At 52.5% G+C, this 21,551-nt stretch carries 15 protein-coding genes and 1 pseudogene; 6 read left to right on the forward strand and 10 right to left on the reverse strand.

From position 1 onward, the window contains the following. Positions 1-248 (forward strand): annotated as a pseudogene (locus ABD07_RS06090) (methyl-accepting chemotaxis protein); the annotation flags it as partial. A gap of 46 nt (positions 249-294) precedes the next feature. On the opposite strand, the gene ABD07_RS06095 reads toward ABD07_RS06090, so the two are convergent. Further along, positions 295-1,263, reverse strand: a complete 969-nt coding sequence (locus tag ABD07_RS06095; protein WP_160817559.1) for an ornithine cyclodeaminase family protein — start codon at positions 1,261-1,263, stop codon at positions 295-297. Between the two features lie 121 nt (positions 1,264-1,384). Between ABD07_RS06095 and typA the strand changes: the two genes are divergently transcribed. Continuing rightward, the gene (typA, locus tag ABD07_RS06100; protein ID WP_160817560.1) at positions 1,385-3,199 is read left to right on the forward strand and encodes a translational GTPase TypA; all 1,815 of its coding nucleotides are present in this window, start codon (positions 1,385-1,387) and stop codon (positions 3,197-3,199) included. A gap of 79 nt (positions 3,200-3,278) precedes the next feature. On the opposite strand, the gene ABD07_RS06105 is transcribed toward typA, so the two are convergent. The 9 genes from ABD07_RS06105 to panB all read right to left on the reverse strand — a co-directional run bounded on the left by ABD07_RS06105 (position 3,279) and on the right by panB (position 16,522). Beyond that, positions 3,279-4,334, reverse strand: coding sequence for a PD40 domain-containing protein (locus ABD07_RS06105; RefSeq protein WP_160817561.1), 1,056 nt, complete (start codon positions 4,332-4,334; stop codon positions 3,279-3,281). Positions 4,335-4,449: 115 nt separating this feature from the next. After that, positions 4,450-5,856, reverse strand: coding sequence for a Fic family protein (locus tag ABD07_RS06110; protein WP_160817562.1), 1,407 nt, complete (start codon positions 5,854-5,856; stop codon positions 4,450-4,452). 198 nt (positions 5,857-6,054) lie between these two features. Continuing rightward, positions 6,055-8,142 carry an ATP-binding protein gene (locus tag ABD07_RS06115; RefSeq protein WP_240142441.1) on the reverse strand — a complete coding sequence of 696 codons (2,088 nt, stop codon included), beginning with the start codon at positions 8,140-8,142 and terminating at the stop codon, positions 6,055-6,057. Between the two features lie 2 nt (positions 8,143-8,144). Continuing rightward, positions 8,145-9,530 carry an SIR2 family protein gene (locus tag ABD07_RS06120; protein WP_160817564.1) on the reverse strand — a complete coding sequence of 462 codons (1,386 nt, stop codon included), beginning with the start codon at positions 9,528-9,530 and terminating at the stop codon, positions 8,145-8,147. A 105-nt stretch (positions 9,531-9,635) separates the two neighbouring features. Next, a complete protein-coding gene (gene gyrB / locus ABD07_RS06125; protein WP_160817565.1) occupies positions 9,636-12,056 on the reverse strand; it encodes a DNA topoisomerase (ATP-hydrolyzing) subunit B in 2,421 nt (806 codons plus the stop codon). Positions 12,057-12,139: 83 nt separating this feature from the next. After that, complete coding sequence (gene dnaN, locus ABD07_RS06130; protein ID WP_160817566.1) at positions 12,140-13,255, reverse strand: DNA polymerase III subunit beta; 1,116 nt, start codon at positions 13,253-13,255, stop codon at positions 12,140-12,142. Between the two features lie 188 nt (positions 13,256-13,443). Next, entirely contained in the window at positions 13,444-14,808 is a 1,365-nt protein-coding gene (gene dnaA / locus ABD07_RS06135; protein ID WP_420813505.1) for a chromosomal replication initiator protein DnaA, read from the reverse strand. Positions 14,809-14,871: 63 nt separating this feature from the next. Then, a complete protein-coding gene (gene panC / locus ABD07_RS06140; RefSeq protein WP_108699139.1) occupies positions 14,872-15,717 on the reverse strand; it encodes a pantoate--beta-alanine ligase in 846 nt (281 codons plus the stop codon). Between the two features lie 13 nt (positions 15,718-15,730). After that, entirely contained in the window at positions 15,731-16,522 is a 792-nt protein-coding gene (gene panB, locus ABD07_RS06145; RefSeq protein ID WP_108699140.1) for a 3-methyl-2-oxobutanoate hydroxymethyltransferase, read from the reverse strand. Positions 16,523-16,801: 279 nt separating this feature from the next. Here panB and ABD07_RS06150 point away from each other — a divergent pair, with 279 nt between their 5' ends. The 4 genes from ABD07_RS06150 to ABD07_RS06165 are packed head-to-tail and all read left to right on the forward strand — an operon-like array spanning position 16,802 to position 21,543. Next, entirely contained in the window at positions 16,802-17,005 is a 204-nt protein-coding gene (locus tag ABD07_RS06150; protein ID WP_108699141.1) for a hypothetical protein, read from the forward strand. 24 nt (positions 17,006-17,029) lie between these two features. Then, entirely contained in the window at positions 17,030-18,088 is a 1,059-nt protein-coding gene (locus ABD07_RS06155; RefSeq protein ID WP_160817568.1) for a radical SAM protein, read from the forward strand. Beyond that, positions 18,069-19,349, forward strand: coding sequence for an HlyD family secretion protein (locus ABD07_RS06160; protein WP_160817569.1), 1,281 nt, complete (start codon positions 18,069-18,071; stop codon positions 19,347-19,349). Before ABD07_RS06155 ends, ABD07_RS06160 begins: the two co-directional genes overlap by 20 nt. 10 nt (positions 19,350-19,359) lie before the next feature. Beyond that, the gene (locus ABD07_RS06165) at positions 19,360-21,543 is read left to right on the forward strand and encodes a peptidase domain-containing ABC transporter (RefSeq protein ID WP_240142442.1); all 2,184 of its coding nucleotides are present in this window, start codon (positions 19,360-19,362) and stop codon (positions 21,541-21,543) included. Positions 21,544-21,551 lie beyond the last annotated feature (8 nt).

Consider the following 21,551-nt stretch of genomic DNA (forward strand, 5'->3'; position numbering starts at 1 on the left):
AATCCATGCAAGAACAAGCGCACGCATTAGCGCAAGCGATAAACACGTTCAAATTATCGGGAGCACACTCAGGAACACCGGCGGTGATCAAAAGAAGCAACCGTCCCGCCACTGTAGCCAAGTTGCCGAATCGCGGCCCTGCGCGGAAGAAACCCGCGGTGAGATCCGTAGCGAATACCGAAGCGGAACCGGCCCAACCCCGCAAGGTTGCCGCTGGCGGTAGCGGTGAGGATTGGGAAGAATTCTAAAATTTCACCCGCAACAGATTGATCAACCTGATCAATCTGTTTCTTCCTAATCCCCGGCCAGCGTGCCTTGCGAACATTCACAAGCACGCTGGTAAGCCAACCCGGCCACCGCCAAATCCCCCAACGCCAAACCCCGGAACACAAACGCAGTGCGCTCGTTCGCTGCGCAGCGCCCAGCCGCATCGCCCGTCACCAATCCGGTCAGATCACCACGCACCAGCGCCGGATCAACCAAAGGCTTCGGCATGCTGGCTTCCTGTTCCAGGTCGTCGACGATAATCCGGTCAAACGCCGCCATACTTTCAGCCAGCCAAGGCGCGGCGAGATCCGTCATGGTGACGAAAGCTCCGGACTTCAGCCAACGCGCGTCCAGAAAAGGAACCAATTGCGGCGACAAAGTTACAGACGTGACGATCACATCCGCATCGCGTAACGCTTCCTGCGCAGTTTCGCTGGCGATTGCCGTCAGTCCCATTTTTTCCACGCTGCGGCAAAAAGCATCGCGGCTCTCGGTTCCTCGTCCGAATGCATGAATCCGCTTAAGCGGAAACAGCGCCGCGAAAGCTTGCAAATGACTGTACGCCTGCACCCCGCAGCCGATAAACGCGGCAACGGATGCATCCGGCCGCGCCAGCCGCTTGGCGGCAACCGCGCTCAATCCGGCTGTACGCACCGCGGTTACCCAGTTGCCGTCGAGCACCGCCAGCGGCAATCCGCTGCGGCTATCGAGCAAAGTCACCAGTGAGTTGATGCTGGCCAAGCCGTGTTTGGGGTTATCCGGGTTCAGCACCAGAGCTTTGACGGCAAGAAAAGGCGGATCGTCGGCCGCCGCCAGCGTAGCCATCATATAGCGGCCATCCGGCGGGGTGATGACCGCTTTCGGTGCATTCCAAACCTGCTGCCGCTTACGGCCAAGCAACAGATGCTCAATACTGTGCGCAATTTCCTGCGGCGTTAATCGCAGCGACTGCAATAAATCCCAAGATAAATACCGGATGTCAGAACTTTGCCGCACGGAATGTTGTCTCTGAAGGTTCGATTAAGTTAATGGAAAATTAGCCATTTTCACGCTATGGCTGCTATAATGCTGCCCCCCGCCGCAACAACTAAAAGCTTATTTTTTTGAGGAATTATTTATGTCTCGCCCGATCCGCAATATCGCCATCATCGCTCACGTTGACCATGGCAAAACCACAATGGTTGACAAACTGTTGCATCAAGCCGGCACCTTTGCCGCGCACCAACAAATTTCTGAACGCGTGATGGATTCCAACGATATTGAACGCGAACGCGGCATTACCATTTTAGCCAAGAATTGCGCCATCGACTACGAAGGCGTGCACATTAATATCGTCGATACCCCGGGCCATGCGGATTTCGGCGGTGAAGTCGAACGCGTGTTGTCGATGGTCGACGGCGTGCTGCTGTTGGTCGACGCCGTCGAAGGCCCGATGCCGCAAACCCGTTTTGTCACCAAAAAGGCGCTGGCGTTGGGATTGCGTCCGATTGTCGTGATCAACAAAATAGACCGGCCCGGCGCGCGCGCCGATTGGGTAGTCGATCAAACGTTTGATTTGTTCGACAAATTGGGCGCCAGCGATGAGCAACTTGATTTTCCGGTCGTATATGCTTCGGCGTTGAATGGTTTTGCCACGCTGGATATTGATAAACCCAGCACGGACATGCGCCCGCTGTTTGACACCATCCTCAACTATGTCCCCGCGCCTGATGAAAATCCTGATGAACCCTTGCAACTGCAAATCAGCGCGCTGGATTATTCCAGTTTCGTCGGCCGTATCGGCATTGGCCGTATCCGCCGCGGTAAACTGAGACCCGGTCAGGAAGTCATGGTGTTAATAGGCGATAAGCCGCCGAAAAAAGCCAAGGTCAATCAAGTACTCGGTTTTCAGGGGTTGGAGCGGATACAAATGAAAGAAGCCTTGGCCGGTGACATCGTATTGATCAACGGCGTGGACGAACTCAGTATCGGCGCCACACTGGCCGATGTCGACAAACCTGAGGCGCTGCCGGTTCTCGCCGTCGATGAGCCGACCCTGACCATGACATTCCAGGTCAACACTTCACCGTTTGCCGGTCAAGAAGGCAAATTCGTCACCAGCCGCCAATTGCGCGAACGTCTGGAAAAAGAATTGCTCACCAATGTCGCCTTGCGCATGGAAGAAACTGCCGAGACCGACTCGTTCCTGATCTCCGGACGCGGTGAATTGCACCTGACCATTCTGCTGGAAAATATGCGCCGTGAAGGCTACGAGCTGGCAGTATCGCGCCCGCACGTTGTGATCCGTGAAATCGACGGCGTCAAATGCGAGCCGTTTGAAATGCTCACCGTCGATGTGGACGAAGCCAATCAAGGCGCGGTGATGGAAGCCCTGGGCGCACGCCGGGGCGACTTGCAAGACATGGTGTCGGATGCCAAAGGCCGCGTACGGCTGGATTACCGCATACCTGCGCGCGGTCTGATCGGTTTTCAATCCGAATTCATGACCATGACGCGCGGCACCGGCTTGATGAGCCATGTGTTTGACGAATTCGCCCCGATGCGTCCGGAAATTCCGCCGCGCAGAAACGGCGTGCTGATTTCCGCCGAACTGGGGGAAGCCGTCGCCTATGCGTTATGGAAACTGCAAGACCGCGGCCGCATGTTCGTTAGCCCCGGCGACCGCCTGTACGAAGGCATGGTGATCGGCATTCACACCCGCGATAACGATCTGGTCGTCAATCCGATCAAAGGCAAGCAATTGACCAATATCCGCGCCTCCGGAACCGATGAAGCGGTGACGTTAATCCCGCCGATTCAACTGACTTTGGAATCCGCGATTGAATTCATCGCCGACGACGAGCTGGTGGAAATTACGCCGCAAACCATCCGCATCCGTAAACGCTTTTTGCTCGAGCACGAACGCAAACGCGCATCGAGAGCGGCAGCCTAATCACGATTTTCAATCCATTGCGCCGGTATGAGGTAATACCGGCGCAGCCATAAAGCTTCACTGTTTCACCGCTTGACCGTCATCCGCCTGTTTTGCTGTTTTTCAGCAAATTGGGCGGCGGGCCGATCGGCTCAAAATCCTTCAACAGCGGCACATCGTTTTTATTGACCCAGCGGATATCCATGTCATACGTGCCGTGCGGCCCCCAGCTGCCGGTGAATTGCTTACCGTCCGGTGTAAACGTCCAGCACATATCTTCCCCGCCGGTATTGATTGCATCGCCGAGATTCAATGGCTGCTGCCATTCGCCGTCGGCGTTTTGCTGCGCAATCCATTCGTCATGCCCGCCGCGCGAACCCAAATCCGTGCGCATGCTGGTAATGATCAGACTCTTGCCGTCCTTGGACAATCCGGTCCAATGCATATGGTCGCGCTGCGGTGAATTGATCTTCGGCCCCAGGCTTTCCGGCTTCTGCCACACACCGTCTTTCTTTTCGACCTTCCAGATATCGCTATCCTGCGTCACGCCCGGCTGATGGTAACTGAAGTAAATCAGACTGTCGGACGCAATAATCGGACAATGTTCCTCGCCGGTCGAAGTATTGATGCCCGGCAATTCCGGCACATCGTTCCAGTTCCTGGCCGCTTGCCAGACACCGTCGACTTTTTGCACCACGTATAAATCGCCCGACAACATATTGCCCGCTTCGTAGCGGGTGAAATAAATCACGTTGCCATCGTCGGAAAAACTCGGCTCCAGCTCCCACGCCGACGTATTGATATCCGGCCCCACCTTGGGATCGATGCCCGGCCCCAGATGGATCGGTTCCTGCCACTCACCGTTCACCAAATGTGACATCCAGATATCGAAACTGTAGTTACCGCCAGGCGATTGAACACTGCCTTCGCGCGTCGACACAAAAATCGCCGTCTTGCCGTCGGCACTGTAAGTAATCTCCATCTCCGAACCGGGCGAATTGATTTTCCCGCCGAGACTGTTCGAGACTCTGGGCTGCTCCGTCACCGCCCCACCATCGGAACCGTGCATGCCCGGCATGGCATACGAAACACCCTGCGCCAGGATGAGCACCAGCGGGATGGAATAAAGTTTTGGCATCAAAAGATTCTTTTTCATTGATTGACCCTCCATTTTAGGTAGCTTTAGGTTTTAGGAAGAATAGGTAGGTGCGCCTGGTATTGCAATTTGATTTTTTTCGAGTGATATGAAGAGTCGTATAAGCTGAATATCATCAGGTATCGCCGCTATTTCTTTCCTGCCATGCCGCAAACTCCAACGGCCGCAGGCCAAAACGAATGACATTGCCGGAATGCAGATTCTGAAATTCCTCCATCGCCAACGCGACGAAGCGCTCATGATCGGCCTCAACCACGGTACCGGGCACTTGGGCGCGGATCACTGCTAAGTCGGCTTTAGCGCCACTACGAACAATTGCCGCGACAAGTGCTGACAATTGCGTGCGATAGCGAAGGCGTACGGCATCCGGCGGGATCAGCTGCTGGCGCACTGCGACGTATTGCTGGCAGGAACGCTCGTAGGCACGCACGAAAATGTCGTGTAGCAATTCCACACGATTGAGCTCATAGACGCCGAGCAGGGCTTCAATGTAATCCTTCGCGGCGACATCGATGAAGGACAGTGGCGAGAGGTTATGCCGGATAAAGGGAATGTTGGCAGCCAGCCGGGAAACACGTTTATTGACATCCTCAAACGGTTGCAGGTACGGCAGATGCACCATCAGGAAGAAAGCTTGCTCAAAGGGATCGAGAATTTCGGCCGCCATCTCGATAACGACGCCGAATAGCTCTTCGATACGCTGGGGCAGGGCAATCGGCAGATAAACACTGCCACCGATTTCAACCGGCCGGCTACGGAGGCGGCCGCAAGTTGCGGGATCGGGCATAAGGCCATCCGACAAAAAGGCATGCAGCGCAATGACGGTTTCCGGATTAACACCCACATGCTCGGTATCACGCACCAGATATTCAATCGCCGCCTTATGGTTTAGGATCATCTGGGTTTCCAGCGCATCCTTACCGGCGGCGGCTTGCCCGTATTCGATGAGACGTTCGGTATCCAGTCGCGAATAGGTGTTGCCCTCCAGTTGCGACGAAGCCCAGGAAAGATCAATCAACAAACGATTGAGAATGTCACGGGCAAAAGTACCCGCCGGAGCGTCTTCAACCTTTGGCGTGGCCGGACGGCCAAGGTTGTGCAATTGCGTACGCAGGGATTCAGGGAGATAGGCGGTACTGTTCGGGGTATATTGCTCCAGGAAAGACTGCTTGTAACTGACCGGCGCCCGCTGTTGCCTGGGCTGACGCACATAACGCCGGATCTCTTCCCCTTCCGGCGATACCGGAGTATCAACCTCCGTGCCCGGCGAAGCTGCAATTAAAGCCGGTTCATGACTCCGGGCATAGATTATTTGAGATTGGCGATAACGCAGACTCGGCCCTTTACCGGAGACGGACACCCTTTTTTGATCGGCCAAGTTTGCAAGACGGCGCTGCAACGTGCGGCGGCTGACTATCTCTGCCAATGCCGCATGCAGCACGTCGATACCAACGCCTTCGACGTGTCGGACAATCTCGGCTTCGATCCGCTCGTTTAGATCATCAGTCAGTTTTTTAGGCATAACAAGATTATTTGGCGCGATAGAAAAATTATTACGCCAAAAGATTAACTTTATTGGCGCGATTTGTCAAAATTTGCGCCAATAAACGCTATGAATCGGCATGATATCCCCAGCAAGACTAACTGTAGCACTTCACTTCAAAGCGCAAAAGTTAACAGCTACCGGAAAATCTTGAATTAATCAAAGTTGTATGAATCGCTAGTCCTTTTCTTGAGTAAGCTTGATTTGCTGCCAATCATCAGCTATAGCCTTCCAATCAACAGCTCGTTCGACTCCTTTTCCATCTTTGTCTTTGCCTGACCATACATCCCAAAAATCGGGGTCATTCGATTTGGGTTGGTGGTGCTCAGGCAGTGCGTTCATCTGCACCAATACCGGTAATTCCGATGCCCAGCCGAGCAAGATGGCGTGGCGCGATGGCAGCGAAGGTAAGTCGCGCAGCAATCCTCGCAGATTGTCGGGTACTAACTTATGCACCAGTTCTTGATCGCGGTCGTTACTGATGCGGTGCAAGAGGTAGCTGTTGCACTGGGAAAGCACGGTGGGCGACAATTCGCTCGGGCGCTGTGAGGACAGCACAAGACCTAAGCCAAACTTGCGACCTTCGCGGGCGATCTTTTCAAACACCTGGCAACAGATGGTTGCCGAGTTTTGATTCTCAGCATCGTCCTTATAGCGCTTGATGAAGGTGTGCGCCTCTTCCATCACCAGCACAGTGGGCAAGGTCTTACCGTGGTTTAGCTTGCGGTAACGCTGCAGGGCCTCCAGCGTCATGCGGGCAACCACTGCCGTGATGATATGCACCACTTCCGCCGGCACCAGCGAAAGATCGATGACGGTGACGGAGCCGTTAGATCCTTGGTTGTCACCGATATGATTCTCAAGCCAGTCGGCTAGGGAAGTTTCGGCAGTGCCTGTTACGATTCGCTTGACCTTGGTATCCGATAGTATGGTTCGAATTCGCATGATCAGGAAATCGAAAAACTGTGCGTTCGTTTCTTGGCTTGCCAATGCCTCAAGATGATCAGCGAACTGGGCACCATCAAATTTTAAAGGCGCATCCTCGTTAGGTCCCTCTTGATAAACCGCACCACCAATGGAAGAAAGGAATTTTTGAAAATCACAAATGATTTTCTCTACTGCAGTCGCGGGAAAATCGTTGTATCCAGTCTGTCCATTACTTTTTTGGAACGTTTGTCTTGGTCGATCCAGTAGAGCCTGCACTTGAGAGGTAAGTAATTCCAAATTCCCGCTGTGGTCAGTGAACTCGCGTGCAAACGCATTAAGATCCTCAATAAAAACCGGTAGCTTAGGGCCAAATTTCCAACCTTCGTAAGTTTCACCGTTACGGACTTGTGCTTTCAGGGTAATAAGAATGGAGCTAACTTTTCGCCGCAGAACGAACACGGTATCTTCGGCGGCATCGGAGCTGCTGCGCATTTCCCGAAGCGCCCTGCGTAGCAGCGGGCGTTGCGCACGTTCACTTGCCTGAGTAAATGCATTCCACTCCGCACTGTTCCAAAACCACAAAGGTACTTGCAGTTGTTCGACTCCTTTGTCGGGTTCGACGGCATACACCCGCACCTTACTCATATCGCGGAAGGTGTTGGCGTATTCGCCGTTAGGATCGAGCACGATGAAACGGGCATTGGGGTCTGCGCCTGCGCGGGCTTTTCTGGCCTCAACCATCGACCAGCGGATCAGGCCCGCAACTGAGCAGGATTTACCGCTACCCGTATTACCCAGTACGGCAAGATGGCGTCCGAAGAGACGATCAGGATCGATTCGCACTTCCGCATTGGCAGCCAGCGGACTGATGCCAATCTTGACTCGGCGGTTATCTCCAGATTCCACGATGGCACGCAACTGGATTTGCGTCGGCAGCAGCACCGCATCACCGACGGTGGGATAACTCTCGACACCGCGCCGGAAACGGTAGACCTCCTTGCCTTCTAGTTCGGTTCCTTCGTAAGTCAAAGAACCCAGGGGATTTAGGCTCATCTTGCGCAGTGGGTAAGGCAAGTCCACCAAGCCAAAGTCCTGCATACCCTTGCGCTTGGGGTACTGTGAACGCTCAATAGTGATCCACTCTACCTGAGCGACTAAATGTCCCTCATCGCTGGGAATTAGCACATAACCGTTGATACGCGGGAACGGACGAGGTGTGCCAGTATTGAGAGCCACGCCCTCGGGTGCTTCAATATCCAGCAGCACTTTGATTTCATCCGGTGAAACAAAATCAATGACACCAATGCGAAGGGAGTCGGCGTAAGCCAGTGGTGACATATTCATTCTACAAATCTACTTATATTAAGATTATCACCATCATTTACGTCCGGCTTGGCCGCAACTTGTTCTGCACTAAACCGTTGCTTAAGCAACTCACTCATACGGAAGGTGGCTTTGTCGATAGCTGCTTTGGGCAGGTAGTTCTCAGTTAGTGCGGACAAGTCCGCCAAGGCTGGTCCGATCATCAAGCTGATCTGCGAGGGGCGGCCCATCTCCTTAAAGATTTGCATGATACGGCCCAGAGGATCATCGTATGCAATTACCACCAAATGGGTAGAAGGAATGGTGAGCATATCGCGGATGATGCGATTGATATGCTCATCACCAAAGCTGTATCCATACGTGACCAGTGTACTATTCGGGCGGCACACTGCCGTTGCCAAATCACGGAACAGTTCCACATAAGGATAATCGGTAGTTTCCCTATCCTTGGCGGCGTTAGGATAGATCATCAATTGGTGTGCTGTGACATCACTTAAGCCAGGTGCCTTCAGATAAGGATTAGTACTCTCTGCACCAAAAGGGAGGCCAATACGGCGAATATCCTTACCCACTTGCACCCAATCCACCGAGCCATGCAGTTTACTGAAACGAGCAACACCTTCCAGGTAGCGCGGCTCCCCGCGTATACCGGGTGGGTTGTAGTGCATGTCAAGATCCAAACGCGAGGAACGGAAGATCGGCATTAGATTACCGAGAAAACGATCCAGCAAATGTAGTCCGGCCAGTTCTGCTCCAGCTTCAATTAAACGGTCGTAATTGGTGGTAAAAATATTCAGACGGTCGCGTGTGCCCGTCCTGCTTGCAAAGCTCATCAGGAAAGTGACGAGCTTATTGAAGGCTTGCTCACGTTTTTCATCCCCAGCAGTAACAATCCCTGCTTCACTTTTCAGGATGGATTCTGCAAATCCTTGCATTCCCTTTTCAAGCTCTGAACGCAAAGTTTTTGTCTGATCATCTCGCAGAATTTCCAACCCACGTAGAAGCTCGTTGGCAACACGCAGTTGATCCTCCAGATTACCTTCTTCTCGTCCAGCCTCTTTTGCTGATCGTTCCGCTGCCGCGACAATTTTGTCTGTATGGATGGTAAGCGGTATTGCATTCATACTGGCAGCACTTTTTTCCGCCGCTAAAAAATGCACTGCATGCGTTAACCCTGAACCAGCCAGCAGCGAAAGGTGCTCGGATTGAAAAAGTGAAGTCAGCCAAGGTTCTATACGGGCGCGCAACTCTTTGAAGCTAAAATCTTCGCTGGCCCACTGTGCTTCAAAGGCATCGCAAAGCTTGAATTTTCCAGTACTACTTCCCTCTTCAAAGTAAACAGGCTGATAATCGTCGCGAACTTTAAGAATATTGCAGTTCTTAAGCTTGGTTTTGTCAGGCATTATTTCAATTCCCATTCGATAGTGAACAACGCGCATTCTTTCACTTACTCATGACCTTGAAGTCCCAACCGGGTGAAAACAGCGGAGAATCAAGCCCGCTGTGGATTAAATATCAATATTCGTCGCCCTTAACGCATTCTTCTCAATAAACGCGCGCCGTGGTTCAACCACATCACCCATCAACGTAGTAAAGATTTCATCAGTCAATATGCTGTCTTCGATTTGCGCGCGCAGCAGGCGGCGGTTTTGCGGGTCCATGGTGGTTTCCCAGAGCTGGCTGGGGTTCATTTCGCCGAGACCTTTGTAGCGTTGCACGTTCAAGCCTTTTTTCGCTTCTTCCAGCAGCCATTCGAGCGCGTGCTTAAATTCGCTGACAGTTTGTTTGCGTTCATTACGCTGAATATACGCGCCTTGACTCAGCAGGCCGTCAAACACTTGCGCGGTTTTCTGGATTTGCGCGTAGTCGCCGCTTTCGAGGAAATCAATGTCGAGGTAGCTGGTCAGCACGTTACCGTGCGACATGCGCATGATTTTGAGGCGGTAACGTTCGTGCAGATCGTCGTATTCCGCAACGATTTCCACATCCTTGACCCGTGCCGCCAGACGGGCTGCACTGTCCGCCGCGGCTTGGCCGTTGCTTAAATCGACATCGGGCTGGCGCAGCAGTGCGTGCATGACAGTGCTGTCGATGGCCTGGCTCATGCGCTCGATGACCGCTTCCGCCAGGATATATTCATTGGCGATTTTTTCCAGTGTGTCGCCGGTCAATGCCGGTTTATCGCCGCCGGTATGCAGCTCGGAACCATCCAGCGCCAGGCTCAGCATGTATTGTTTCAATTCATGGTCGTCCTTGACGTAGCGCTCTTTTTTGCCGTGCTTGATTTTGTACAGCGGCGGTTGCGCGATATAAATGTGGCCGCGCTCGATCAATTCGGGCATCTGGCGGTAGAAGAATGTCAGCAGCAGCGTGCGGATATGCGAGCCGTCCACGTCCGCGTCGGTCATGATGATGATGCGGTGATAGCGCAGCTTGTCCGGGTTGTATTCGTCCTTGCCGATGCCGGTGCCGAGCGCGGTGATCAGTGAAATGATTTCCTGCGACGAGATCAGTTTGTCAAAACGCGCTTTTTCCACGTTCAGGATTTTGCCCTTGAGCGGCATGATGGCCTGGAATTTACGGTCGCGCCCTTGTTTGGCGGAGCCGCCTGCGGAATCACCCTCGACCAGGTACAGTTCGCACAGCGCCGGATTTTTTTCCTGGCAATCGGCCAGCTTGCCCGGCAATCCCATGCTGTCGAGCACGCCTTTTCTGCGTGTCAATTCACGGGCTTTACGCGCCGCTTCGCGCGCTCTGGCGGCATCGATGATTTTGTTGCAAATTGTTTTGGCGTCGATAGGATTTTCCAGCAAATACTCGGTCAGTTTTTGCGCCACGACTTCTTCCACCACCGGACGGACTTCCGAAGACACCAGTTTTTCCTTGGTTTGCGACGAAAACTTAGGCTCGAACAGTTTCACCGACAGAACGCACGACAAACCTTCGCGCATGTCGTCTCCGGAGGTTTCCACTTTGGCTTTTTTCGCCAGTTCGTTTTTCTCGATGTAGTTGTTGAGCGTGCGCGTCATCGCCGCGCGCAGGCCGGTCAAATGCGTGCCGCCGTCTTTTTGCGGAATATTGTTGGTGAAGCACAGCACCTGCTCGGTGTAACTGTCGTTCCATTGCATCGAGACTTCGACGGCAATATTATCCTTCGCGCCAGCGGCATAAAAAATACTGGGGTGCAGCACCGTTTTGCTGCGATTGATGTACTCGACAAAGTTCTTGATACCGCCGGTGAAAGCGAATCTTTCATCCTTGCCGGTGCGTTGATCGATCAGATGAATTTTCACGCCATTGTTAAGAAAAGACAGTTCGCGCAGGCGCTTGGCGAAAATATCGTAGTGGTATTCGACGTTACCGAAAATCTCCTTGCTGGCGAGAAAATGCACTTCGGTGCCGTGGCGTTCGCTTTCACCGGTGACTTCCAGCGGCTTGACAGGAACACCCATGCGAAATTCCATCTGATTGATTTTTCCGTCACGGCGGATGGTCAGTTTCAACCATTCCGACAACGCATTGACCACAGATACACCGACGCCGTGCAAACCGCCGGAAACCTTGTACGAATTGTCGTCAAACTTCCCGCCGGCGTGCAGTTCGGTCATGACGATCTCCGCCGCGGAGCGTTTCAGATCGTCGTCATGCTTAATACCGGTTGGAATACCACGGCCGTTGTCGATAACGCTGACGGAATTATCCGGATGGATGGTGACGGTAATTTCATCGCAATGACCGGCCAACGCTTCATCGATAGCGTTATCGACGACTTCGAACACCATATGATGCAATCCCGTGCCGTCGCTGGTGTCGCCGATGTACATACCGGGCCGTTTACGCACGGCGTCCAGGCCTTTCAGGATTTTGATGCTTTCGGAACCGTAATCGCTCGAACTTTCTTTAGGTACGTTGGGGTTTTGATCGCTCATTGGTCAGGATTTTCAGGGTTATGTAAGTTGCAGGGAATAGCTTCGATAGTTGCGGATTTTGCTGAGCGCTTGCTCACGTGCGGTTAAATTCTCATCGGCATGACGATATATTTAAACGCATCGTTCCCGGGTATTGTGATCAACACGCTGCTGTTGGCGTTTTCAAACGCGCACAGCACGGTTTCGCTATCCACATTGTTCAATAAATCGAGCAGATAGGTGATGTTCAGGCTGATATCCACCGATTCTTCACTGTAGTTGATTTCCAGTTCTTCTTCGGCTTCTTCCTGTTCGTTATTTTTGCAAACGATACGCAGGTTATTTTCACTGACGATCAAGCGCACACCACGGAATTTTTCGCTTTGGTTGGACAGTATCGATACCCGTTGCAACGCTTGTAAGAAGGTTTGGCGGTTAATTTCAAACTGTTTGTTGTTCCGGGTCGGGATAACGCGGTTGTAGTCGGGAAACTTACCGTCGATCACTTTGGACGTCAGGATGACGCCGGAAAAGGAAAACCGCACCTTATTCTGGAAGTATTCAATGGTCACCGGCTCTTCGTTGTCTTCGAGCAGTTTGGACAGTTCATACACGGCTTTGCGTGGCAGGATGACTTCCTGTTTTTTCTGCGCTTTATCCAATGCCGCTGCGATGTAAGCCAGACGATGCCCGTCGGTGCCGACGCTGATGAATTTCTTGTTGTCCGTCAATAACAACAGACCGTTCAGGTAATAACGGATGTCTTGTTGCGCGACGGCGAACTGGACATGGTGCAACAAGTCCTTTAATTCTTTTTGTTTCAGCGTGATCGCATCTTCCGATTCCGCTTCTTCCGCAACTTCGGGAAAGTCTTCCGCCGGAAGTATTTGCAGGTTGAACGCACTTTTACCGGATTTGACGTAGAGATGATCGTCTTGGCGGGTTAATGTCACTTCGGCATCGGCGGATAGTGAACGCAGAATATCCAGGAGTTTTTTCGCGGAAACCGTCAAGGAAAAATCCTGTTTGGGCAACAAATCAATGGTGGCAACCGTTTTGATTTGTATTTCCAGATCAGTGGTCAAAAAAGAGGTCTTTTCCGCATTTTGCCGGATCAGTACATTCGATAAGATGGGCAATGTCTGACGGCGTTCGACAATTCCGGTAACTGTCTGCAGGGGTTTTAACAAAGTATCCCGGTTGGTTTTAATTAAAAGCATTTATATAAAAGTAATAGTAATTTAATAATGTCCGCCAATCTTCTGTATAGTTTTTAACATCTGCTGAATATCAACGAGATAATTCAAAATTTTGCTTTGTATGGCGAGTGTATACTGCTTGGATAGTTTGTGGATAAAAATGGCGGATTTTTTAAAACAAGAGTTATACACAAACTGTTCAACTGTTATCAACCTCTCAAAATGAGTATCAGCGCATTGAAATCCCGGTTCACCACCGGATCGGAAATACGCAGTTCGTTAATTTTACGGTAGCCATGCAGCACGGTGGTATGATCCCGGCCGCCAAATGCCTCACCGATATCCGGTAAGCTCAACGAAGTCAATTCCTTGGCGATAGCCATGGCCATTTGCCGCGGCCGTGCGACGATACGCGAGCGTTTCTTGGAATACATTTCCGATACTTTGATTTTGTAGTAATCGGCGACGGTTTTCTGGATGTTTTCGATGGAAATTTGCCGGCTTTGCACTGCGAGTAAATCTTTTAGCGCTTCCTTTGCCAGATCCAGCGTGATTTCCTGGCCGACAAAGCGCGAAAAAGCCAGCACGCGTTTCAATGCGCCTTCCAGTTCGCGCACATTGGAGCGGATATGCTTGGCGATGAAAAACGCGACATTTTCGCCCAGGCGGATTTTTTCCTGTTCGGCCTTTTTTAACAAAATCGCCACGCGCATTTCCAGTTCCGGCGGCTCGACCGCAACTGTTAATCCCCAGCCGAAACGCGATACCAGCCGTTCTTCCAGTCCGGTAATTTCTTTCGGATAGGTATCGCAAGTGATGATCACTTGTTTGTGCGTTTCAATCAGCGCGTTGAACGCATAGAAAAACTCTTCCTGCGTGCGATTCTTCCCGCCGAAGAACTGCACATCGTCCACCAGCAGCAGATCGAGCGAATGATAGTACAGCTTGAACTTATCGAACGCCTTATGCTGGTACGCGCTGACGACATCGGACACGTATTTTTCCGCATGCACATAACGGATCTTGGCGTTTTTGTCGTTTTTCTGCACGTAATTGCCGATGGCTTGAATCAAGTGCGTTTTTCCCAGACCCACGCCGCCGTAAATGAACAGCGGGTTGTACGCGATACCGGGCGATTCCGCTACCTGGATCGCCCCGGCGCGCGCAAGTTGATTGGCTTTACCGGTGACGAAATTATCGAAGGTGAAATTGGGGTTCAGACCGCTGGGATTTTTCCTGCCTGGCTGGTATGTGGCCTTCGCTTCCGCTGGCGGCTCCTGAGGCGTTTCCACCGGGGTGGCTTTGACTATCACGGCTTTTGCATCGTTTTGCTCGGCCAGTTTCAGATGAAACTGGATTTTCTTATCGAAGTACATCAGCGCCATGTTTTCAATGTGCGCGATGAAATTATCCTTGACCCATTGCGACACGAAACGGTTGGGCGCAATTAACACAACCTCGTCGTCGCTGTTCAGTTCCGGATCAATCTGTAAAGGTTTGATCCAGGTGTTAAATTGCTGTGCGTTGAGTTCTTTTCTAAAATGATCAAGGCAGGATAACCAGAAAGTGTTCAGTGATTGCATCATTTTTTGTTCTTCGTCTGTCTGGTTTGGAAAGGCGGTCATAATGCTGCAATGTTAGTTTAGAAAAATCGGCGGTTCAATTTCCAGGTTATCGATTAATCGCGTGTTGCCGAGCCAGGCTGCCCCTAAAACGACCAAATCCCGGTCCGGGGCCTGCGCCGGCAGCAGCGAGCTGCGTTCATGGATGCTGATGTAATCAACTTTCCAGCCGCGTTGAAGTAGAGCGTTGCTGGCGTTTTGCTGTAGTGTCTGAAAATCGTTGCAGCCGGAAATGATTTCCTGCTTGATGCGCAAAAGCGTCTGATAAAGGTGGCAGGCTTCTGCCCGTTGTATGCCGTTTAAATATTGATTGCGTGAACTTAAAGCCAGTCCATCGGCAGCGCGGATCGTTTCTCCGGCCACAATATTAACGGGTAAATTCAATTGTCGTACCATTTCACGCACTATATGCAACTGCTGATAGTCCTTTTTGCCGAATACAGCCAGGTCAGGTTGAATAATATTGAATAGTTTCAATACGATCGTTGCAACACCACGAAAAAACCCTGGGCGGAATTTTCCTTCCAGGATATCTGCTACAGGCGGTAATGCTAACAAGAATTCTTGCGGTGTTGGGAAAAGAATTTTTTCATTGGGCGCGAAAACGGTCTTGACATTCAGTGCGGACAGCGCCCTGCAATCTTCTTCCAAGGTGCGCGGATAGCGCTCGAAATCTTCGTGCGGCAAGAATTGCAACCGGTTGACAAAAATACTGACCACCACGCAACCGGACAACCGGTTTGCCTGTTCGATCAGCGCCAGATGGCCTTCGTGCAGATTTCCCATGGTTGGAACGAAAGCAATGTTTTTTTCACCGCGCAGCGTTTCACGCAATGCAGCAATATCGGTCAGTATGTTCATGTTGCGCGGACGATCAAAATTCGTGTTCTTTAGCGGGAAACTGTCCGGTTTTGACCGCCTGGACATAATTCGCCACCGCTTCGGGTATGCTGTTGGCGCCCGGCATGAAGTCCTTGACGAAACGCGGTTTTTTACCCTGGGAGAGTCCCAGCATATCGTGCAACACCAGCACTTGGCCTGAGCAATCGGCGCCCGCGCCGATGCCGATGGTCGGGATGGTTAATGCCTGAGTGATTTTTTTCGCCAATTTCGCCGGAACCACTTCCATGACCAGTAAGCTGGCGCCGGATTTTTCCAGGCTTTTTGCGTCGTCGAGCAATTGTTTCGCCGATTTCTCCGTATTGCCCTGCAACTTATACCCGCCGAGCTGGTGAATCGATTGCGGCGTCAGACCGATATGCGCACACACCGGGATACCGCGCCGGGTCAGGAACTGAATCGTGTCAGCCATGAGATGGCCGCCTTCGATCTTAACCATATGCGCACCTGCAGCGATAATCCGGGCGGCATGCTCAAACGCTTGCGCGGGCGAGATCTGATAACTGCCGAACGGCATATCCGCGACGATCAGCGCCTTGCTGCTGCCGCGCGCCACACAACGGGTGTGATAAATCATGTCCTCGAGTGTCACGGCCAAGGTGGTGTCACTACCGTGCAATACATTGCCCAACGAGTCACCGACCAATAACACGTCGACACCGGCATTTTCCAGCACGGCGGCAAAAGTCGCGTCGTAACAGGTCAGTACCGCGAATTTTTCACGGTTCTCGACCATTTTTTGCAGGGTGAGGTGGGTAATTCTCATGTTTTTGTATCAATACCTAATAAAGACTTAGCCGTTACCGGATCATCATAGCGTATTTGCTGGCTTCGAATAGGCGTTTCAATACCCGGAACGGATGTGCATTCCGCTGTGATTTTTCTCACTGCGATTCCAAGTGAATCGCGCTATCTTGAAACTGGATTGGTTGATAAATGCATTGGCAGCGGTTTTTGGCAGCGCCAAAACCTTATTTCAATCGCAACTTTGGGATCGATCAATCCGCCTAGCAATGTTTATTAAATCCTTCAAAGGAGAAAAATCATGTCTCATGAAATGAGCGGTTCTGAAAAACTGAAAGCCGAATGCCAAACCATGGCGAACTTAACCCCGGAAGAAATCAGCCAAATTGCGGGTGGATTATCCGGTTTCAGTACAGCTAATTTTAACACTTTTCCATCCTGGCTGATCAGGGGTATCCCAGTCGATATTTATCACTTTAACCATTCGATCAGCAGCGGACACTAATAGCTCATCAAGAGGGAGATAGCAATGGGACCAACCGGATCAGCCCGTATTTTGCAAATTCATCCAACACGGCAGTGCAATCTGAGTTGCCTCCACTGCTATTCTTCTTCTTCACCGCGAGTACACGGCGCTCTTGCGCTTGATCTTTTGTGTGAGGCCATTTCGGATGCGGCCGACGAAGGTTTCAATTTTGTCAGTCTTTCCGGTGGTGAACCGCTGGTTTATAAGCCATTGGCGCAATTATTACAGCATGCCCACGCGTGCGGCATGCGTACCAGCGTGACTTCCAACGGTATGCTGCTGACCGCCCCGAATATCGAGCTGTTGCAGGGTAACGTCGATGTCCTGGCGATCAGCATAGACGGAATACCTGAGTCGCATAACCGTATCAGAGGCTCGCAATTGGCGTTCGATACCATGAAAGCGCGTTTGCCGCTGTTGCGCGCAGCGAATATGAGTTTCGGTTTTATTTTCACCTTGACGCAATACAATTTGAACGAACTCGACTGGGTGCGCGATTTTGCCCTCAGCGAGGGCGCAAAACTGCTCCAGATTCACCCCTTGGAAGAAGTCGGTAATGCAGCCACGATGCTACAGGGAAGCGCGCCGGATGCGACGGAAAGCGCGTACGCCTGGCTGCTTGCCCAGCAAAGCAATAACAGCGGGTTCAGGGTGCAAATCGATCTCGCATTTAGCGAAACCGTGAAACAACATCCGGAACTGGTTTTTGCCGGTGCTGTGCCGGAACAGAAAAGTAAACGGTTTGGCGATTTGATTTCTCCGCTCGTGATTGAGGCGGACGCCACCGTCAGTCCGATTCAATACGGATTTGCGCGCGATTTTGCCATAGGTAATCTAACCCAGGCGCCGTTGCGCACGCTGCTGAAAGACTGGCAAGCACAGCGCCTGCCAGCGTTTTATTCGCTTTGCCGCGATGTGTACGATGAAATTGCCGGTGCACCCAAACCCTATTTCTTTGATTGGAACAATCTGATCGGCAAACGGGCGGAAGAAATGAATCGTTCTTACGCCGCGAATAAGAGCGCTCCATTGAATGCGGTGCATGCGCACAGCGACATTTGACATCATCGATCCAATGAAGCGCACGCTCTTTCGCACAGAAGCCTTATCCCACCAGCAAAACCGCTTGCATGGCGATGTTTTGATTGCCCGCTCTCCGGCGGTCAGTGTGCTGGTTTGGGCGGCCGCGCTTTTTGCCATCGCGATCGCGGGTTTTGCCTACTGGGGGGAATACACCCGTAAGGAACATGTGGTGGGCTACTTGTCGCCGACGCAAGGCATGATCCGGATTTTCTCCCCGCAAGCCGGGACTGTGGTTGAAAAGCATGTCAGTGAAGGTCAACAGGTCAAACAAGGCGATGCGTTGCTGACGATTACCAGTGAGCGCGCCACGGCAAACACTCGCGAAGCGCAGGCGGCGATGCTGGCTGAACTGAAACAACGGCGCGATAGTCTGCGGCAGGAGCAAGGCAAGCAGCAGCAAATCGATGTACTGACCGGAAGCAGTATTGCCGGACGGATCCGCGGGTTGGAAACGGAAATCCGCGAAGCCTTGGCGCAATTGGCGCTACAGGCCAGCCGCGTGGCGAATGCGGAACGCACGGTGGCGCGCTATGAAAAATTACTGACAGAGCATTTTGTCTCCGATGCGGCAGTGCAGGAAAAGCAGGAGGCGTTGATCGATCAGCGTAATCAACACGCGCAATTAAAACGCAACATCACCGGTCTGAATCGAGAGTTGAACGCGGCGCGCGTGGAGTTATCGGCTTCCGGTTTGAAACAGGCCAACAATACCGCCGCGATCGAACGGCAAATCTCCGAGCTGGAGCAGCAACTGACGGAAGCGGACGCACGCCGCAGCGTTATTTTGACCGCACCGGCCGACGGCACGGTTACCACCATTTTAGCTGAAGTAGGGCAGACGGCGAATCCGGCCATGCCGCTGCTATCGATTTTGCCCGCAGGAGCCGAACTGCAAGCACAGTTATTGGTGCCCACGCGCGCCGCCGGATTTATCAAGCCGGAACAGCAAGTTTCCCTGCGCTATCAAGCTTTTCCTTATCAGCGCTTCGGGCATCATCTAGGTGAGGTGGTCGAAATCGGCCGCACGGTGATTCAACCGAATGAATCCAGTGTGCCGGTAGCGATCCAGGAGTCGGTATACCGCATCACAGTCCGTTTGCCGCAGCAGCAGGTGCAAGCGTACGGCCAGGCGATGCCATTGCAAGCGGGTATGGTGTTGGATGCGGATGTTCATATCGACCGGCGGCGATTGATTGAGTGGGTGTTTGATCCGGTGTTGTCGATTACCGGGCGGATTTAAAGGATTGATGATGCTTAATTTTTCCTTACGCCACAAAACCCCGGTTATTCTGCAAACCGAAGCAGCGGAGTGCGGTTTGGCGTGCTTGGCCATGATTGCCAGTTATCATGGCCACCGCATCGATCTGGCGACTTTGCGGACACGCTATCCCATCTCGTTACGCGGATCGACACTCGCCGATTTGATGAAAATTGCCGGTCAGCTCAAACTCACTCCCCGTCCGCTGCGGCTGGATCTTGACCATTTGCCGGAACTGAAGCTGCCTTGCGTTCTGCATTGGGATTTCAGTCATTTTGTGGTATTGACCCGCGTTCAAGGAAACCGCGTGACACTGCACGATCCGGCCGCCGGTGAACGTGAATTGGTGTTAGCGGAGTTCTCCAAGCATTTCACCGGGGTTGCGTTGGAGCTGATGCCTACCAATGAATTCACAGCGCGCGACGATACACGCAAAGTAAAACTGACCACGCTGATCGGCCGTCTGCAAGGATTGGGCGGGACGGTTACCCAGATTCTGGTGCTCGCACTGGTATTGCAGCTTTTTGCCATCCTGGCGCCTTTCTATATGCAATGGATAGTCGATCAGGCGCTGGTGGCGCAAGATTATGATCTCATCACCGTGCTGGGAATTGGATTTCTGTTGTTCGCCGTGGTGCAAGCGGGTGTGACGGCATTGCGAGCCTGGGTGCTGATGGTGCTTGGAACAACGCTCAATTTGCAGATGATCACGAACCTGTTCCGTCATTTGATCCGCCTGCCCATGAGCTGGTTTGACAAGCGTCACGTCGGCGATATCGTGTCGCGTTTCGATTCGCTCAATGTCATACAACGCACCCTGACGACCGGATTTCTGGAAGCATTGATCGACGGCGTGATGGCCATGGTCACGCTCGGCATGATGCTTTTTTACAGTATCAAACTGGCATTGATCGCGCTGATTGCCGCCACGGTTTATGCCTTGCTGCGGTTTGCGTTGTACCGTCCGTTTCGTCTTGCCACGGAAGAGCATATTGTCCGCAGCGCCAAACAGCAAAGTCATTTTCTTGAGACCATCCGCGGCATGCAGAGCATTAAACTGCACGCGCATGAATCGTCGCGCACGGCGGCGTGGCAAAACCTGACGGTCGATCAGTTCAATGCCGGTATCCGCACCCAGCGCCTGGGCATTTTGTACCAAGGACTCAATGGCCTGCTGTTTGGCGTGGAGAATGTCATTACCATTTGGTTCGGCGCCATGCTGGTGTTGGATACCGCGAACGGCAGCGGTTTTTCGATCGGAATGCTGTTTGCTTTCATCGCCTATAAAACGCAATTCGTGCAGCGCGTCGCAGGCTTGATTGAAAAAGGCCTGGAATTGCGCATGCTGGGGTTGCACACGGAACGTGCCGGTGACATTGCACTGACGCCCCCGGAACCACCTGATGAATCGGCAAGTATCACGGCAGCGCCGCTCGCCGGCCGGATCGAAGTGAAACATCTGGTTTTCCGTCATGCGGAAACCGATCCGCTGGTGCTGCACGATGTCAGCTTCACTATCCAACCGGGTGAGTCGGTTGCCATCGTGGGTCCGTCGGGGTGTGGTAAAACGACCTTGGTTAAACTGATGCTGGGATTGTTGCAGCCGAGCGGCGGCAGTATCGAAGTGGACGGCGTTCCGCTGGGCCTTTTTGGGGTTGAACGGTACCGCAATGCGGTTGCTAGCGTGATGCAGGACGATCAGCTTTTCGCCGGTTCCATCGCGGAAAACATTTGCTTTTTTACTCCGCAAGCGGACTACGGGCGTATCGAAGCAAGCGCGCGGCTGGCGGCGATCCACGACGACATTACCGCCATGCCGATGCAATACAATACATTAGTCGGCGATATGGGTGCGGTATTGTCGGGCGGGCAGAAACAGCGGCTATTACTGGCCCGGGCGCTTTACCGCCAGCCCAGCATTCTTTTTCTTGACGAAGCCACCAGCCATCTCGATATCGCGCGTGAGCACAGCGTCAACGAAGCGATCCGTGCGCTGAAACTGACGCGCATCATCGTTGCGCATCGCCCCGAAACGATTGCCAGCGCGGATAGGGTGATTGTGATTGAGGGCGGAAAAATTATCAGCGATGCGCCCAGCCAAACATCGGCGCAGATACTGGAACTCGACTCTGTGGCGCATTCCCCGGCAGAGCGACCGGTTGCCGTTGCAGGTTAACAGCCGGG

The organism is Nitrosomonas oligotropha (assembly GCF_009833085.1).
In the GTDB taxonomy this organism is placed as follows: Bacteria; Pseudomonadota; Gammaproteobacteria; order Burkholderiales; family Nitrosomonadaceae; genus Nitrosomonas; species Nitrosomonas oligotropha.

Coding starts and splice junctions, on each gene's coding strand:
- typA (WP_160817560.1), top strand. CDS start 1,385: ATGTCTCGCCCGATCCGCAATATCGCCATCATCGCTCACGTTGACCAT.
- ABD07_RS06105 (WP_160817561.1), bottom strand. CDS start 4,334: ATGAAAAAGAATCTTTTGATGCCAAAACTTTATTCCATCCCGCTGGTG.
- ABD07_RS06110 (WP_160817562.1), bottom strand. CDS start 5,856: ATGCCTAAAAAACTGACTGATGATCTAAACGAGCGGATCGAAGCCGAG.
- ABD07_RS06115 (WP_240142441.1), bottom strand. CDS start 8,142: ATGTCACCACTGGCTTACGCCGACTCCCTTCGCATTGGTGTCATTGAT.
- ABD07_RS06120 (WP_160817564.1), bottom strand. CDS start 9,530: ATGCCTGACAAAACCAAGCTTAAGAACTGCAATATTCTTAAAGTTCGC.
- gyrB (WP_160817565.1), bottom strand. CDS start 12,056: ATGAGCGATCAAAACCCCAACGTACCTAAAGAAAGTTCGAGCGATTAC.
- dnaN (WP_160817566.1), bottom strand. CDS start 13,255: ATGCTTTTAATTAAAACCAACCGGGATACTTTGTTAAAACCCCTGCAG.
- panC (WP_108699139.1), bottom strand. CDS start 15,717: ATGAACATACTGACCGATATTGCTGCATTGCGTGAAACGCTGCGCGGT.
- panB (WP_108699140.1), bottom strand. CDS start 16,522: ATGAGAATTACCCACCTCACCCTGCAAAAAATGGTCGAGAACCGTGAA.
- ABD07_RS06150 (WP_108699141.1), top strand. CDS start 16,802: ATGTCTCATGAAATGAGCGGTTCTGAAAAACTGAAAGCCGAATGCCAA.
- ABD07_RS06155 (WP_160817568.1), top strand. CDS start 17,030: ATGGGACCAACCGGATCAGCCCGTATTTTGCAAATTCATCCAACACGG.
- ABD07_RS06160 (WP_160817569.1), top strand. CDS start 18,069: ATGCGCACAGCGACATTTGACATCATCGATCCAATGAAGCGCACGCTC.
- ABD07_RS06165 (WP_240142442.1), top strand. CDS start 19,360: ATGCTTAATTTTTCCTTACGCCACAAAACCCCGGTTATTCTGCAAACC.